We start from the raw sequence: 14,479 nt of genomic DNA on the forward strand, positions 1-14,479 counted from the left end.
CTGGGTCTAAATGTCGTCACGCACCCCCAAAGGATTGCCTTGAAATGGGCTTATTCCACACGGCTTATCGGGGGAATGATTGCCCTGTTCAAAACACCCAAGTGGTGTTACAAAGCAATCGTCAGCAGGTCGTTTTTCCATGTGCAAGCCGTTTGCTGCTGGAGGTCTGAAGCGCCGGCAGCTGTAGGAGGTCTTATGGATGCCATCAGCAACTTTGCCGCACGTTATGCCCGTGGCCGCGAAGAGGAGATGTCGGTTGACGAATACCTCGCCGAGTGCAAGCGCGACCCCATGGTCTACGCCACCGCAGCCCAGCGCATGCTGGCTGCCATTGGCGAGCCCGAGATGGTGGACACCCGCAACGACCCGCGCCTGTCGCGCATCTTTGCCAACAAGGTCATCAAGCGCTACCCCGCCTTTGCCGAGTTCTACGGCATGGAAGAGGCCATCGAGCAGGTAGTGAGCTTCTTCCGCCACGCTGCACAGGGCTTGGAAGAGCGCAAGCAGATCCTCTACCTGCTGGGCCCCGTGGGCGGCGGCAAGAGTTCCATTGCCGAGCGGCTCAAGTACCTCATGCAGAAGGTACCGTTCTACGCCCTCAAGGGCTCGCCCGTGAACGAGTCGCCGCTGGGCCTGTTTGACGCCGTGGAAGACGGCCCGGTGCTGGAGGAACAGTTCGGCATACCGCGGCGCTACCTGCAGCGTGTGCTCTCGCCCTGGGCCGTGAAGCGCCTGGACGAATACGGTGGCGACATCCGCCAGTTCCGCGTGGTCAAGCGCTACCCCAGCATCCTCAAGCAGTTGGGCATCGCCAAGACCGAACCCGGCGACGAGAACAACCAGGACATCAGCTCGCTGGTGGGCAAGGTCGACATCCGCAAGCTGGAAAGCTACGCCCAGGACGACACCGATGCCTACAGCTACAGCGGTGGCCTGTGCCTGGCCAACCAGGGCCTGCTCGAATTCGTGGAGATGTTCAAGGCCCCCATCAAGGTGCTGCACCCCTTGCTCACCGCCACGCAGGAGGGCAACTACAAGGGCACCGAAGGCTTCGGTGCCATTCCCTACGACGGCGTGGTGCTGGCCCACAGCAACGAGAGCGAGTGGAAGGCCTTCCGCAACAACAAGAACAACGAAGCCTTCCTGGACCGCATCTACATCGTCAAGGTGCCGTACTGCCTGCGCGTGAGCGAAGAGATCAAGATCTACGAGAAGCTGGTGCGCGAGTCTTCTCTGGGGCAGGCCGTATGCGCCCCGGGCACGCTGAAGATGATGGCGCAGTTCTCCATCCTCACCCGGCTGAAGGAGCCCGAGAACTCCAGCCTGTTCAGCAAGATGCAGGTGTACGACGGCGAAAGCCTCAAGGACACCGACCCGCGTGCCAAGAGCTACCAGGAGTACCGCGACTACGCCGGGGTGGACGAGGGCATGAGCGGCATCTCCACCCGCTTCGCGTTCAAGATCCTCTCGCGCGTGTTCAACTTCGACAGCGCCGAAGTGGCCGCCAACCCGGTGCACCTGATGTACGTGCTGGAGCAGCAGATCGAGCGCGAGCAGTTCCCCACCGAGCTGGAAACCAAGTACACCAGCTTCATCAAGGAATTCCTCTCGCCGCGCTATGCCGAATTCATCGGCAAGGAAATCCAGACCGCCTACCTGGAAAGCTACAGCGAGTACGGGCAGAACATCTTCGACCGCTACGTCACCTACGCCGACTACTGGATCCAGGACAACGAGTACCGCGACACCGACACCGGCGAGGTCTTTGACCGCGGCGCGCTCAATGCCGAGCTGGAAAAGATCGAGAAGCCCGCCGGCATTGCCAACCCCAAGGACTTCCGCAACGAGATCGTCAACTTCGTGCTGCGGGCCCGGGCCAACAACCAGGGCAAGAATCCAAGCTGGACCAGCTACGAGAAGCTGCGCCTGGTGATCGAGAAGAAGATGTTCTCCAACACCGAGGAGCTGCTGCCGGTCATCAGCTTCAACGCCAAGGCCAGCGCCGAAGAGGCCCGCAAGCACGAGGACTTCGTCACCCGCATGGTCAACAAGGGCTACACCCCGAAGCAGGTGCGCCTGCTGTGCGAGTGGTATCTGCGCGTTCGAAAGAGTTCGTAGTCGGCAAACGGGGCGAATAACCCCCGGCATGGGAGCATGGAGATGGCATTGCAAATCATCGACCGCAGGCTCGCAGGCAAGAACAAGTCGGTGGGCAACCGCGAGCGCTTTGTTCGTCGCTACAAGGAGCAGATTGCCGAGGCCGTGCGTCGTGCCGTGTCGCAGCGCGACATCCGCCACATCGAAGGTGCCGAGAACATCACCATTCCCAAGAAGGACATCAGCGAGCCCGTGTTCCACCACGGCCAGGGCGGTGTGCGCGATGCCGTGCACCCCGGCAACACCGACCACCTGCGCGGCGACCGCATCAAGCGCCCCCAGGGCGGGCAGGGCAAGGGCTCGCAGGCCAGCGACAGCGGCGAAGGCGAAGACGACTTCACCTTCACCCTGAGCAAGGAAGAGTTCATGCAGATCTTCTTCGAAGACCTGGAACTGCCCCACCTGCTGCGCACCCACATCGGTGACAACCCGCAGTTCCGCAACGCCCGCGCCGGCTACAGCCAGGACGGCACCCCCAACAACCTGGCCGTGGTGCGCACCATGCGCGGGGCTCTGGGGCGGCGCATTGCACTCACCAAGTCGCCGCACCGCGAGCTCGAAGCCCTGCAGGCCCAGCTCGACGGCTTGCTGGCGCAGGACGACGGCACCAGCGAAGCCGTGGCCGAACTGCAGCAGCGCATCCGGGCGCTGCAGGAGCGCATCGGCCGGGTGGCCTTTCTCGACCCCATCGACCTGCGCTTTCGGGCCCGCACCAAGGTCCCCATACCCAACAGCCAGGCCGTCATGTTCTGCGTGATGGACGTGTCGGGCTCCATGGACGAGGCGCGCAAGGAACTGGCCAAGCGCTTCTTCATCCTGCTGTACCTGTTTCTCACGCGTCACTACGAGCGCATCGACATCGTCTTCATTCGCCACCACACCCAGGCCGCGGAGGTGAGCGAAGAGCAGTTCTTCCACTCCACGGAGAGCGGCGGCACGGTGGTGAGCAGTGCGCTGGTGCTGCTGCAGGACATCATCCGCGCCCGCTACCCCGCGGCCGACTGGAACATCTACGTGGCCCAGGCCAGCGACGGCGACAACTTCACCAACGACAGCGGCGCCTGCAGCAAGCTGCTCTCGGGCTCCATCCTGCCGCTGGTGCGCTACTTCGCCTACGTGCAGGTGGCCGACGAAGAGCAGAACCTGTGGCAGGAATACGAGCAGCTGCTCGACAACCACGACAACTTCGCCATGCGCAAGGTCGCCGAGCCGGCCGACATCTACCCGGTGTTCCGCGACCTGTTCAAGAAAGCGGGGGCGGTGGTATGAGTGCTTTGAACTACCCCGTGCTGGAGCGACGCGCCTTGGACAACCCCTGGAAGGCCGCCGCCGTGGGCGAACGCCGCGCCCACCACGTGCCCACCGAGCCCTTGCCCGCCGGAGCGCGCCCGGCGCAGCCGCTGCCTTCACCCAGCGACTGGACCTTCGAGCTCATCGAGCAGTACCACAGCGTGATTGCCGCCACGGCCGAGCGCTATGGGCTGGACACCTACCCCAACCAGCTGGAGATCATCACCGCCGAGCAGATGATGGACGCCTACGCCAGCGTGGGCATGCCCGTGAACTACCGCCACTGGAGCTACGGCAAGGAATTCCTGGCCACCGAGAAGCGCTACCGCCGTGGCCACATGGGGCTGGCTTACGAGATCGTCATCAACTCCAACCCCTGCATCAGCTACCTCATGGAGGAAAACACCACCGCCATGCAGGCGCTGGTGATTGCCCACGCCGCCTACGGCCACAACAGCTTCTTCAAGGGCAACTACCTGTTCCGCATGTGGACCGATGCGTCCAGCATCATCGACTACCTGGTCTACGCCAAGGACTTCATTGCCCAGTGCGAGGAACGCTACGGCTTTGACGTGGTGGAGCAGCTGCTGGACTCCTGCCACGCGCTCTCCAACTTCGGGGTGGACCGCTACCGCCGCCCGGCCAAGCGCACCCTGGCGCGCGAACGCCTGGAGCGCGAGCAGCGCGAGGCCTACGCCCAGCAGCAAATCAACGAGCTCTGGCGCACCCTGCCCAGCCGCCCCGGCAAGGAAGCCACCGCGCAGGCGCATGAGCGCTTCCCCAAGGAGCCGCAGGAAAACATCCTCTACTTCATCGAAAAGCACGCGCCCATGCTGGAGCCCTGGCAGCGCGAAATCGTGCGCATCGTGCGCAAGATCGCCCAGTACTTCTACCCCCAGCGCCAAAGCCAGGTCATGAACGAAGGCTGGGCCACCTTCTGGCACTACACCCTGCTCAACACCATGTACGACGACGGCTACCTGAGCGACGGTGTCATGCTGGAGTGGATGGGTTCGCACACCAACGTCATCTTTCAGCCCCCCGTGGGCCACCGCGCCTACAGCGGCATCAACCCCTACGCGCTGGGCTTTGCCATGTACCGCGACATCCAGCGCATCTGCCAGCACCCCACCGAGGAAGACCGCCGCTGGTTCCCCGACCTGGCCGGCACCCCCTGGCTGCCCGCGCTGGATCACGCCATGCGCAACTTCAAGGACGAAAGCTTCATCGGCCAGTACCTCAGCCCCAAGCTCATGCGCGACATGCGCCTCTTCGCCATCCACGACGACTCGGCCCAGAGCGAACTGGTGGTCAGCGCCATCCACGACGAAGACGGCTACCGCGCCCTGCGCCAGACCCTGTCGCAGCAGTACGACCTGGGCACGCGCGAGCCCAACATCCAGGTCTGGAACGTGAACCTGCGCGGCGACCGCACCCTGGTGCTGCGCCACACCCAGTACCAGGGTCGCCCGCTGGCCGACGACGCGCTGGAAGTGCTCAAGCACGTGGCGCGCCTGTGGGGCTTTGGCGTGGACCTGGAAAGTGTGGACGGCAAGGGCGAAAACCCCGTCAAGCTCTACAGCGTGACCGCACCGGGCTGATTGCCGCAGTGGCCCTGCAAGCGCTGGGGGGCAGGGCGCTTGGCGTAAGCTGTGGGCCCCACCACTACCGAGTGCTTTCCCATGGCCACAGTCTTTCTTACCGGTGCCAGCGGCTTCCTGGGTGCCCACCTGCTGCGTGAATTGCTTGCACGCGGCCACACCGTCAAGGCCCTGTCGCGTCGGCCGGAAACCGATGCACCCATCACCGCCGCCGGTGGCACCCCCGTGCGCGCGGCGCTGAGCGATGTAGCCAGCCTGCAAGCCGCCATGCAGGGCTGCGAGGCGGTGTTCCACGCCGCCGCCGACACCAGCATGTGGAAGCGCAATGCCGCGCAGCAGACCGCCACCAACGTGCAGGGCACCGCCAACATGCTGGCCGCGGCTGAAAGCGTGGGCGTGAAGGCCTTTGTGCACACCTCGTCCACCTCGGCCTATTCGCAGCTGGTGGAAGGCGAACTCACCGAGTCCACGCCGCAGCGTGGGGGTGAGAGCTGGATCAACTACGAAGTCACCAAGTACCAGAGCGAAAAGCTGGTCAAGGAGTCGCGCCTGCCGTGGATCGTATTCAACCCCTCGCACATCCTGGGCCCGGGCGACCGGCACAACTGGGCGCGCCTGATCCGGATGGTGGACCAGCAAAAGCTCCCCGGCATTCCCCCAGGCGTGGGCGCCTTTGCCGACGTGCGCGAAATCGCCAAGGCCCAGGTGCGCGCCTGGGAACTGCAGCGCTTTGGCCAGTGCTACCTGGTGGGCGGTACCAAGGCCACCTTCGTCGAATTCGTGCACAAGGTAGGTGCCGCCCTGGGCCGCAAGACACCCGCAGGCGCCTTCCCCGAATGGGTGCTCATGCTGGTGGGCCGCAGCAAAAACCTGCTGTCACACCTCACCGGCACCGAGCCCGACATCACCCCCGAAGGCGCGCGCCTCACGTCCTACACCCTGCTGGTGGATTCCAGCAAGGCCGAGCGCGAGCTGGGCTACGTGCAGACCCCGCTGGACGCGCTGTTGATGGATACGCTGGCGTGGATGAAGGCGGAGGGCATGGTGGGGCGCTAGCCCGCAAGCTGCCCCACGTCAGCTTACGTCACCCTTGGCCTGCCGCATGTGTCCCGCTGTCGCTATGAATGTCATAGCTGCCTGCGCACTTTTTATGGGGGCTAGAGGCCTATTTGGCTAGAGAAATGTCTTTTTCACCATGCCCTTCACCCGCACCGGCCTGGACGTGACTGGCCACACCCGGCTCCATGCGCTGCTGCGCGGGGCCGACGCTGTGCTGCGCGGCATAGCCCAGGTGGCGCTGCAGGCGAACAGCTATGCCGGGGCGGTGTTTCTGCTGGGCGTGGCGTGGTGCAGCACCGCCATGGCCGCGGCCTTGCTGTGGGGCGTGGTCGTCAGCACCACGGCGGCCGCCTGGGCCGGTGTGGACCGGGGCGCGTGGCGCAATGGCCTGTGGGGCTTCAACGGCGGCTTGGCGGCCCTTACCACTTTGCTGTTTGCTCCCGCCATCCCCTCCGTGTGGCTGGTGGCCAGCCTCGCAGCCCTGGGCACCGTGCCCGTGGGCCTGCTGCTGCAGCGCATGCTGGCGCCGCGGGGGCTGCCTGCGCTGTCCTTGCCTTTCATCACCATGCTGTGGTGCGTGCTGGGCTTGGCCGCGGCCATGGGCTGGCAGGCCCCCACCGCACACCCTGCAGCCACGCTGGCCGCTCCCACAGCCCTGTCTGCGGAACTGGCCGCCGGTGCCGTGCTGAACGGCGTGGCCCAGGTGTTCTTCCAAAGCCACTGGGGCACCGGCGCGCTGGTGCTGGCAGGCCTGCTGCTCAGCGCCCCGCGCGCCTGTGCATTGGCGCTGGCCGGTGCCGTGGCGGGCTCCGCCGTGGCCTGGGCGCTAGGTGCCACACCACAGGCCTTGGGCAGCGGCCTGGCCGGCTTCAACGGCGCCTTGGCCGCACTGGCGCTGGGGCACGTGTTCCTACCCGCTACCGCACGCAACGCAGCGCTGGCCGTGCTGGCTGCGGGGGCAACGTCGGTAGTGCAGTGGGGCTTGTCGGTCGCGCTGGCAGGCACGGGCTTGCCCACGCTGACGCTGCCGTTTGTGGTGGTGGTTTGGGTGGCGTTGGCTGCTGCTGCGCGCCGCTAGTCTGTACCGCGATTAGTGGATAAATTAACGACCCCAGAGCGCCGAAAAAGGGCGTTGCTGGAAGGTATAGTCACTCCCCAAAACGGGAGCAAACAACACCATGCTGATCAAATCAGCCGACGACAAAACCAAGCGACTGGCGCTGCTAGAAGACCTGCAAAAGTCTCCCCTGCTGGACATGCGCCAAAAGGAATGGCTGCGCGACGAACTGCGCCGCTGCAAGACTGGCATAGAAGGTGAGCGCGCCGCCGCCTTCTACTTGGACGGGCATTACAAAGACGCGCAGAACAACGTGCTGTTGCACGACCTGCGCTTTGTGGTGGACGGCGAGGTGGCGCAGATTGACCACTTGGTGATCAACCGCACCGGCTACATGGTGCTGATTGAGACCAAAAACTACGGTGGCGACCTGGAGGTGAATGCCCATGGCGAATTCACCGTGCGGTATGGCAAAGAACGCTACGGCATCCCGTCGCCCTACGAGCAAAGCCGCCGCCACGCACGCATTTTGGGCAAGCTGCTGGAGCGGCTGGAAATAAGCACCCGCACCGACAAGCTGCCCGAGTTTCACAGCGTGGTGATGATGCACCCCAAGGCCATCATCCAGCGCCCCGACCCGAAGGCTTTTGACACCAGCTTCCTCATCAAGGCAGACCAGTTCCCTACCTGGCATGAAAGGCTGGGAGAAAGTGTGAGCACAGGCGGCGTGTTCAAAGCGCTGTTGAACGTACGCAGCATGGACACCATCAAAGAGTGGGGCGAAAAGCTCAAGCGCCAACACCGCCCGGCGGACCTGCTGGCCCTGCCAGACTTTATGAAGCCCAAGGCAGCGCCTGTGGCATCCGTGCCGGCACTAGTCGCGAAGCCAGCGCAGCCCGCCGAAGCGGCTACACAGCCTGCACCTGCCGTGCACGACGAGAGCATTGCCAAAAAGCTCATTTGCGCCCACTGCCGTGAAAAAATCAGCTACCCCGAAGGCAAGTTTTGCTGGAATAACGCCAAGCGATTTGGTGGGCTGCAGTATTGCCGGGATCATCAGGGAATGTTCGGCTGACACGTTTGCTGTGTACCCATCGAATGTCAAATTTGGAGCGATTCTTGATGCTTAAGATAAACGGCAGTTCATAGCGGACGTATTATTCTTCGCAAACAAAATTCTTACTTATATGGGAGGAGTGAATGCGGATCGCACTTAGGACGAGTGGAGGAAGAGGTGAGTATGAAATGGCGGGAATTCATGAGTACATACGTGTTCATGATGTGATCGATCGTCAGTTAGTCTTAGAACTGCTCCCCGGGTTCAGGTTTCCGACTAATAACTTTGTTCGCCATACCCAAGGTAAGCCTCGAATTAGGCTTCTTGATACACGCGGTGATTCTCATGTCTATTTGATCTTGGCTGCCATTCTTTTGTTGCCAAAGCCCAAGCGAGAAATCGGTGCAACACCGGGAGGGAAGCTTCAAATATACAAAGAAAATTTTTCGGTGATGTCCATTCCATTTGATGTAGTGGAGCTGTCGGCTACCGAGATAGTTATTTCGCCGACGCAGATGGTGTTGTCGAATTCGACTTTAGATTCTGTTCGGCTTGATGTGATTGAGCGCCTGCGCATTGTTATGGGTTGTTGGGAGGCAGCTTCCAAGCAGAGTTCTGCCCTTGCGACCGCTATTACCCAGCATAAGAGTGCGTTCAATAGTGGTAATGTCAAGGCAGTGATTTCCGCGGCCAAAACTATGCGGCTGGCGACGATTGAGTCAGATGACCCCCTTCGCCATATAACCAAAGAGCTGCATCTGCCAAATCTTGATGAGCTTATGTGGCTTGGTGTTCATGTCACTGAAACTGAAGATGCAATGGCTCTTGGGGAAGTGAATTTAGAAGAATTGAAGGACGCTGCCAGAAACAGAATGAAAGTTTGGCGACAAGTTGCCTTGAGAGGTGCTGCAGGAACCAAGTTCAGCACTCAAGTGCGTGAAGCCTATAACCACACTTGCATGTTCACTGGCATGCGGCTCCCCAAATTAGCAATAACCGGTAGTTCAGGTGTAGATGCTGCACACATTCTTCCGTGGGCGGAATATGACTTGAATGAAGTCCGTAATGGGATTTGTCTAAGCAAACTCTGTCATTGGGCGTTTGACGCGGGGATATTGCGACTGAACTTTGATGCATCGTCATCGAAGTATGAAATTCAGCTATCTCCAGCCGCATTGGTCGCGGAGTCCGGGGGGCTTCTCAAGCTCGACGGACTCAAAGATATTCAGGGTGTTGTCGCGACCTCACTATTGCCGAAAGACAGTGCCAACTGGCCCAGTCCCTCGTTTCTCAAGGTATACAACGACGCATTGAATTTTTGATCTGCTTCGGGGAAGTCACGAGATTCCAAATATTGTCTGATTCGCAGAGCAAGCCACTCCGCAACTGGTGGAGTGACCGCATTGCCAAGGGCGTGATATCTAGCGGAATCTAAGTCATCAGCACTCATGGTTGTATGCGAGGGAATGGTCCAACCCTTCGGGAAGGCCATGACCCCTTCGCATTCAGCAGGAATCAGACGACGAACCTTGCCAATTTTGGGATAGCAAACATAGTTACGGCTCCAGTCTGTCCCCGTATGGCGAGCAGATGTCGCGTAAAGACAATAAGCAAGCGCCTGAATTACGGGGCCTTCGCCGCAAGGATCTCCAATGACATCCTGAAATGAGGCCGCAGATTGCGTCCCATGCGATCCGCTCTTCGGATGATGCCCTTCGCTGCATTCGGACTCAAAAAGTATTTCTCCTGGACCTCTCCCGTCTCCACGACATCCGACAACGTAGACCCTTTGCCGTGATTGGGGCACTCCGAAGTGTTTGCTGTTAAAAGTACGCCATCCGACAGAATACCCGAGCTCGGCCAGCGTTGAGAGCACGATTCCAAAATCTTTTCCTCCGTGGGAGCTGAGTAGGCCCGCAACGTTTTCGAGAAGAATAACTCTGGGCTTGCCCTCTCCAACCAATCTAGCAAACTCATAAAACAGTCCGGACTTGCTCCCTCTAAGTCCATCTCTTTTACCCATTCGAGCAAGAGAGAGGTCTTGACACGGGAAGCCTCCGACCCAAACGTCAGATTTTGGGATGTCGTCATTTTTTAATTTCGTGATGTCAGGGTGAAGGGGAATACTTGGCCAGTGTTTTTTGAGAAGAGATTGACAGAAGGGCTCGACCTCGCACTGCATTGAGATTGAGAAACCGGCTGATTCGAAGCCGATATCAAACCCACCGATTCCGGTGAAGAATGATGCCGCTGAATAGATTGAACGATCTAGCGGTGCAGAACATGTACCGACCGCTGAACTTCCGGAGTCCCTAGTTGCATACTGCTTGATTCGTTCAATGTCGCCAGCAGTGAAGACACGCCAGTTGTTCCTATTGCGTCCTACATCTTTTACTTTTCCGCTGATGAGCCATCGCTTGAGTGTCACTGCTGACACCCCGATGGCTTGCGCGGCTTGGTTCAAGTTCATGTGTTGATCGTCAGTTTGAATGGGTTCAACATGAACCCATATCAACCCGTATCATGCCACAAAGATGGTCGATGGGAGTGATTTTTCTGTACAAATATACAGTTATTTTGACGGCGAAGTAGTATCAAAAAGCCCGCCAGGCTCCCACCTGACGGGCTTTGTCTTTGACGTTTCTAAAGAGGCTTACTTGCCCAGCTTCAGGAAGTCATCCCCCTTGCCCAGCTCCAGCAAGCCAGCGTTGCTGTAGATGCCCAGCTTGGCGCGGGTGTCGGTGATGTCCAGGTTGCGCATGGTCAGTTGGCCGATGCGGTCCAGCGGGCTGAAGGGCGCGTCTTCCACCTTTTCCATGCTCAGGCGCTCGGGCGCGTAGGTCAGGTTGGGGCTTTCGGTGTTGAGCAGGCTGTAGTCGTTGCCGCGGCGCAGTTCCATGGTCACGGTGCCGGTCACGGCGCGGGCCACCCAGCGCTGGGCGGTCTCACGCAGCATGATGGCCTGGCTGTCGAACCAGCGGCCCTGGTACAGCAGGCGGCCTAGCTTGCGGCCGTTCTCGCGGTACTGCTCGATGGTGTCTTCGTTGTGGATGCCGGTCACCAGGCGCTCGTAGGCGATGTACAGCAGCGCCAGTCCAGGCGCTTCGTAGATGCCGCGGCTCTTGGCTTCGATGATGCGGTTCTCGATCTGGTCGCTCATGCCCAGGCCGTGGCGGCCGCCCACGCGGTTGGCTTCCAGGAAGAGGCTCACCAGGTCGGGGTATTCCACGCCGTTGATGGCCACGGGGCGGCCTTCTTCGAACGTCACGCTCACTTCTTCGGCCTTCACCACGCAATCGTCACGCCAGAAGGGCACGCCCATGATGGGGTTGACGATCTTGATGCCGCTGTTGAGCATTTCCAGGTCTTTGGCCTCGTGGGTGGCGCCCAGCATGTTGCTGTCGGTGCTGTAGGCCTTTTCGGCGCTCATCTTGTAGCCGAAGCCGTTGGCGGTCATGAAGGCGCTCATCTCGGCGCGGCCGCCCAGTTCGTCGATGAAGGTCTGGTCCAGCCAGGGCTTGTAGATCTTAAGCATCGGGTTGGTCAGCAGGCCGTAGCGGTAGAAGCGTTCGATGTCATTGCCCTTGAAGGTGGAGCCGTCGCCCCAGATGTTCACATCGTCTTCCTTCATGGCGCTCACCAGCATGGTGCCGGTCACGGCGCGGCCCAGGGGCGTGGTGTTGAAGTAGGTTTGCCCGGCGGTGGTGATGTGGAAGGCACCGCTTTGCAGCGCGGCCAGGCCTTCGGCGGCCAGTTGCGGGCGGCAGTCCACCAGCTTGGCCTTGATGGCGCCGTATTCCATGGCCTTCTGGGGGATGGCGTCGTAGTCGCTCTCGTCGGGCTGGCCCAGGTTGGCGGTGTAGGCGTAGGGCAGGGCGCCCTTCTTCTTCATCCACAGCAGCGCGGCGCTGGTGTCCAGGCCGCCCGAGAAGGCGATGCCGACCTTCTGGCCGACGGGGATGTTTTGCAGGATGGTGTTGGACATGTTTTTGGCCTCTAGCCCGCGCAAAGATTGCGTAGGCAGCTATGAAATTAAGAGCGACTGCAGGGGGTGAAGAAGCGCCGGTGGGTGGGTGGCGATCAGCCGAAGTGGCAGATGTAGTGGTAGGCAGCGTGGCCTTCCGTCACGCGGATCTGGAACTTGGCGTTGCCAGGCACGCTGAACTTTTCGCCCGCGCCGCTGGTCACCCAGGTGTCGCTGCCGTCCAGCTTGTAGTCGCAGCTGCCGGCCACGCATTCCATGATCTCGGGGGCGCCGGTGTTGAAGGTGAGTGTAGCGGGCAGGATCACGCCGACCGACTTCTTGGTGCCGTCAGGGAAGGTGATGCCGTGGCTGACGCACTTGCCGTCGAAGTACACATTGGCTGCAGTGGTAACGGACACGCCGTCGATCTTGGTGGTGGTCATGGTCTGCGAAGAGTCTGCGAAGAAAGGGTTGGCAAAGCGGGGCAGGGGGCACCCGGGCGCGGCCCGGCTGCGGGAAACCCCCTGATTTTAGGCGAGGCAGGGTGGAGAGGGCCGAATGTGGGCCGTGCGGGCTTCAGCGCGCGTGGCGGGCAAACTCGTCGGGCACCAGGCCCACGGTCAGCGCGCCGTCGTCCCATTCGATGACCGGGCGCTTGATGACGCTGCTGTGGGCCTGCATGCAGGCCAGGGCGCTGGCGGCGTCCACTACCGCCGCTTGCACCTCGGGCGCCAGCTTGCGCCAGGTGGGGCCCTTGCGGTTCAGCAACGGTTCCCAGCCCACGGTCTGCATCCAGCGCTGCACGCGCTCGGCAGGTACGCCTTGCTTCTTGTAGTCGTGGAACTCGTAGGTAACGCCGTTGCTAGAGAGCCAGTCGCGGGCTTTCTTCACGGTGTCGCAGTTGGGAATGGCGTATACGGTGGTCATGGCGGGGGATTTTCCCACGTCGGCGACAATCGCCCCCCATGGAAAACCTGACGACTTTGGCCGACTGGCTCGCCTACTGCGAGCAGATGCACCCCCGCGGGGTGAACGGCATCGAGCTGGGGCTGGAGCGCATCCGCACCGTGGCCCAGCGCATGCAGCTGCGCTTTGACTGCCCGGTTTTCACCGTGGCAGGCACCAACGGCAAGGGCTCCACCTGCGCCATGCTGGAAAGCAGCCTGCAGCAGGCGGGCTACCGCACCGGGGTGTTCACCTCGCCCCACCTGGTGCACTTCGAAGAGCGCCTGCGCATCAACGGCGAGCCGGTTTCCGCTAGCAAATTGGTAGCTGCCTTCGCAGATGTTGAGCGGGCCAGAACCCAATTAGGCCCTGAAGTTTCGCTGACGTACTTCGAATTCACCACCCTGGCCATCCTGCACGAGATGACCCGCAGCGGCCTGGATGCCGCCGTGCTGGAGGTGGGCCTGGGCGGGCGGCTGGACGCGGTGAACATCATCGACACCGACTGCGCCATCATCACCAGCATCGACCTCGACCACATGGAGCTGCTGGGGCCCGACCGCGAAAGCATCGGCTACGAGAAGGCCGGCATCATGCGCACGGGCCGCCCGGTGGTGGTGAGCGACCCCATGCCGCCCCAAAGCGTGCTCGACCGCGCGCTGGAAGTGGGTGCTGACCTGTGGCGGGTGGGGACGGACTTCAACACCTCGGGCGACAAGCAGCAGTGGGGCTGGGCTGGGCGCGGCAGGCGTTATGCCGGCCTGGCCTACCCGGCGCTGCGTGGTGCCAACCAGCTGGTCAACGCCGCGGGCGTGCTGGCCGCGCTGGCAGCCCTGCACGAGCGCCTGCCCGTTACGGCCCAGGCGGTGCGCAATGGCCTGGCCTTTGTGGAATTGCCGGGGCGCTTCCAGATCATTCCGGGCCAGCCCACGCTGGTGCTGGACGTGGCGCACAACCCGCACTCGGTGGCCGCGCTCACCGCCAACCTGGACGCCATGGGTTTCTTCCAGAACACCCACGCGGTGTTCGGTGCCATGGCCGACAAGGACCTCACGCCCATGTTTGCCCGCATCGGCCCGCTGGTGGACCGCTGGTATTTCGCCGACCTGCCCTCGCCCCGCGCCGCCACGGGGCAGGAACTGCAGGAGCGCTGGCAGCGCTTAGGGATGCGCCCGGACGCGGCCCTGAGCACCCACGCGACTCCGTCTGCCGCCCTGCAAGCGGCCCTGGCTGCCGCAGGCCCCACTGATAGAATCGTGGTCTTCGGCTCGTTCTACACCGTCGGGGGTGTTTTGCAGGACGGAATTCCCCGCCTGCAGGCCCCGCACCTCTAGCCCGTACCACCCGCA

12 protein-coding genes are annotated in these 14,479 nt (G+C 61.8%); 8 read left to right on the plus strand and 4 right to left on the minus strand.

Annotated elements, in window-relative coordinates; translation table 11 throughout:
- Nucleotides 1-195: 195 nt before the first annotated feature.
- From RQP54_RS08415 to RQP54_RS08445, 7 genes are all read left to right on the plus strand, one after another.
- Nucleotides 196-2,118 (plus strand): PrkA family serine protein kinase, encoded by a 1,923-nt coding sequence (locus tag RQP54_RS08415; RefSeq protein ID WP_315677798.1) that lies wholly within the window; start codon nt 196-198, stop codon nt 2,116-2,118.
- Between the two features lie 42 nt (nt 2,119-2,160).
- On the plus strand, nt 2,161-3,426 hold the full coding sequence (locus RQP54_RS08420) for a YeaH/YhbH family protein (RefSeq protein WP_315677800.1): 1,266 nt from the start codon (nt 2,161-2,163) through the stop codon (nt 3,424-3,426).
- Nucleotides 3,423-5,048, plus strand: a complete 1,626-nt coding sequence (locus RQP54_RS08425; protein ID WP_315677801.1) for a SpoVR family protein — start codon at nt 3,423-3,425, stop codon at nt 5,046-5,048. Before RQP54_RS08420 ends, RQP54_RS08425 begins: the two co-directional genes overlap by 4 nt.
- Before the next feature lie 81 nt (nt 5,049-5,129).
- Nucleotides 5,130-6,104, plus strand: coding sequence for an NAD-dependent epimerase/dehydratase family protein (locus RQP54_RS08430; protein WP_315677802.1), 975 nt, complete (start codon nt 5,130-5,132; stop codon nt 6,102-6,104).
- Nucleotides 6,105-6,243: 139 nt separating this feature from the next.
- A complete protein-coding gene (locus tag RQP54_RS08435; RefSeq protein WP_315677803.1) occupies nt 6,244-7,185 on the plus strand; it encodes an urea transporter in 942 nt (313 codons plus the stop codon).
- A gap of 100 nt (nt 7,186-7,285) precedes the next feature.
- A complete protein-coding gene (locus tag RQP54_RS08440) occupies nt 7,286-8,239 on the plus strand; it encodes a nuclease-related domain-containing protein (RefSeq protein WP_315677804.1) in 954 nt (317 codons plus the stop codon).
- Between the two features lie 125 nt (nt 8,240-8,364).
- Nucleotides 8,365-9,543: an HNH endonuclease gene (locus RQP54_RS08445; protein WP_315677805.1), complete on the plus strand. Its 1,179-nt coding sequence runs from the start codon at nt 8,365-8,367 to the stop codon at nt 9,541-9,543.
- Here the strand turns inward: RQP54_RS08445 and dcm are convergent.
- The 4 genes from dcm to RQP54_RS08465 form a co-directional block, all read right to left on the minus strand.
- The gene (dcm, locus tag RQP54_RS08450) at nt 9,447-10,691 is read right to left on the minus strand and encodes a DNA (cytosine-5-)-methyltransferase (protein WP_315677806.1); all 1,245 of its coding nucleotides are present in this window, start codon (nt 10,689-10,691) and stop codon (nt 9,447-9,449) included. The genes RQP54_RS08445 and dcm overlap by 97 nt on opposite strands.
- A 183-nt stretch (nt 10,692-10,874) precedes the next feature.
- Nucleotides 10,875-12,206 carry an argininosuccinate synthase gene (gene argG / locus RQP54_RS08455; protein ID WP_315677807.1) on the minus strand — a complete coding sequence of 444 codons (1,332 nt, stop codon included), beginning with the start codon at nt 12,204-12,206 and terminating at the stop codon, nt 10,875-10,877.
- Nucleotides 12,207-12,301: 95 nt separating this feature from the next.
- Nucleotides 12,302-12,628, minus strand: coding sequence for a pyrimidine/purine nucleoside phosphorylase (locus RQP54_RS08460; protein WP_315677808.1), 327 nt, complete (start codon nt 12,626-12,628; stop codon nt 12,302-12,304).
- Nucleotides 12,629-12,761: 133 nt separating this feature from the next.
- Entirely contained in the window at nt 12,762-13,112 is a 351-nt protein-coding gene (locus RQP54_RS08465) for an arsenate reductase (protein WP_315677809.1), read from the minus strand.
- Nucleotides 13,113-13,150: 38 nt separating this feature from the next.
- Between RQP54_RS08465 and folC the strand changes: the two genes are divergently transcribed.
- On the plus strand, nt 13,151-14,464 hold the full coding sequence (gene folC, locus RQP54_RS08470) for a bifunctional tetrahydrofolate synthase/dihydrofolate synthase (RefSeq protein WP_315677810.1): 1,314 nt from the start codon (nt 13,151-13,153) through the stop codon (nt 14,462-14,464).
- Nucleotides 14,465-14,479: the final 15 nt, after the last annotated feature.

It is taken from the genome of Curvibacter sp. APW13 (genome assembly GCF_032337135.1).
GTDB lineage: Bacteria > Pseudomonadota > Gammaproteobacteria > Burkholderiales > Burkholderiaceae_C > Allorhodoferax.

What these genes read in the sequence shown, in the direction of transcription:
- RQP54_RS08415 (WP_315677798.1), top strand. Translation starts at nt 196, where the DNA reads ATGGATGCCATCAGCAACTTTGCCGCACGTTATGCCCGTGGCCGCGAA.
- RQP54_RS08420 (WP_315677800.1), top strand. Translation starts at nt 2,161, where the DNA reads ATGGCATTGCAAATCATCGACCGCAGGCTCGCAGGCAAGAACAAGTCG.
- RQP54_RS08425 (WP_315677801.1), top strand. Translation starts at nt 3,423, where the DNA reads ATGAGTGCTTTGAACTACCCCGTGCTGGAGCGACGCGCCTTGGACAAC.
- RQP54_RS08430 (WP_315677802.1), top strand. Translation starts at nt 5,130, where the DNA reads ATGGCCACAGTCTTTCTTACCGGTGCCAGCGGCTTCCTGGGTGCCCAC.
- RQP54_RS08435 (WP_315677803.1), top strand. Translation starts at nt 6,244, where the DNA reads ATGCCCTTCACCCGCACCGGCCTGGACGTGACTGGCCACACCCGGCTC.
- RQP54_RS08440 (WP_315677804.1), top strand. Translation starts at nt 7,286, where the DNA reads ATGCTGATCAAATCAGCCGACGACAAAACCAAGCGACTGGCGCTGCTA.
- RQP54_RS08445 (WP_315677805.1), top strand. Translation starts at nt 8,365, where the DNA reads ATGCGGATCGCACTTAGGACGAGTGGAGGAAGAGGTGAGTATGAAATG.
- dcm (WP_315677806.1), bottom strand. Translation starts at nt 10,691, where the DNA reads ATGAACTTGAACCAAGCCGCGCAAGCCATCGGGGTGTCAGCAGTGACA.
- argG (WP_315677807.1), bottom strand. Translation starts at nt 12,206, where the DNA reads ATGTCCAACACCATCCTGCAAAACATCCCCGTCGGCCAGAAGGTCGGC.
- RQP54_RS08460 (WP_315677808.1), bottom strand. Translation starts at nt 12,628, where the DNA reads ATGACCACCACCAAGATCGACGGCGTGTCCGTTACCACTGCAGCCAAT.
- RQP54_RS08465 (WP_315677809.1), bottom strand. Translation starts at nt 13,112, where the DNA reads ATGACCACCGTATACGCCATTCCCAACTGCGACACCGTGAAGAAAGCC.
- folC (WP_315677810.1), top strand. Translation starts at nt 13,151, where the DNA reads ATGGAAAACCTGACGACTTTGGCCGACTGGCTCGCCTACTGCGAGCAG.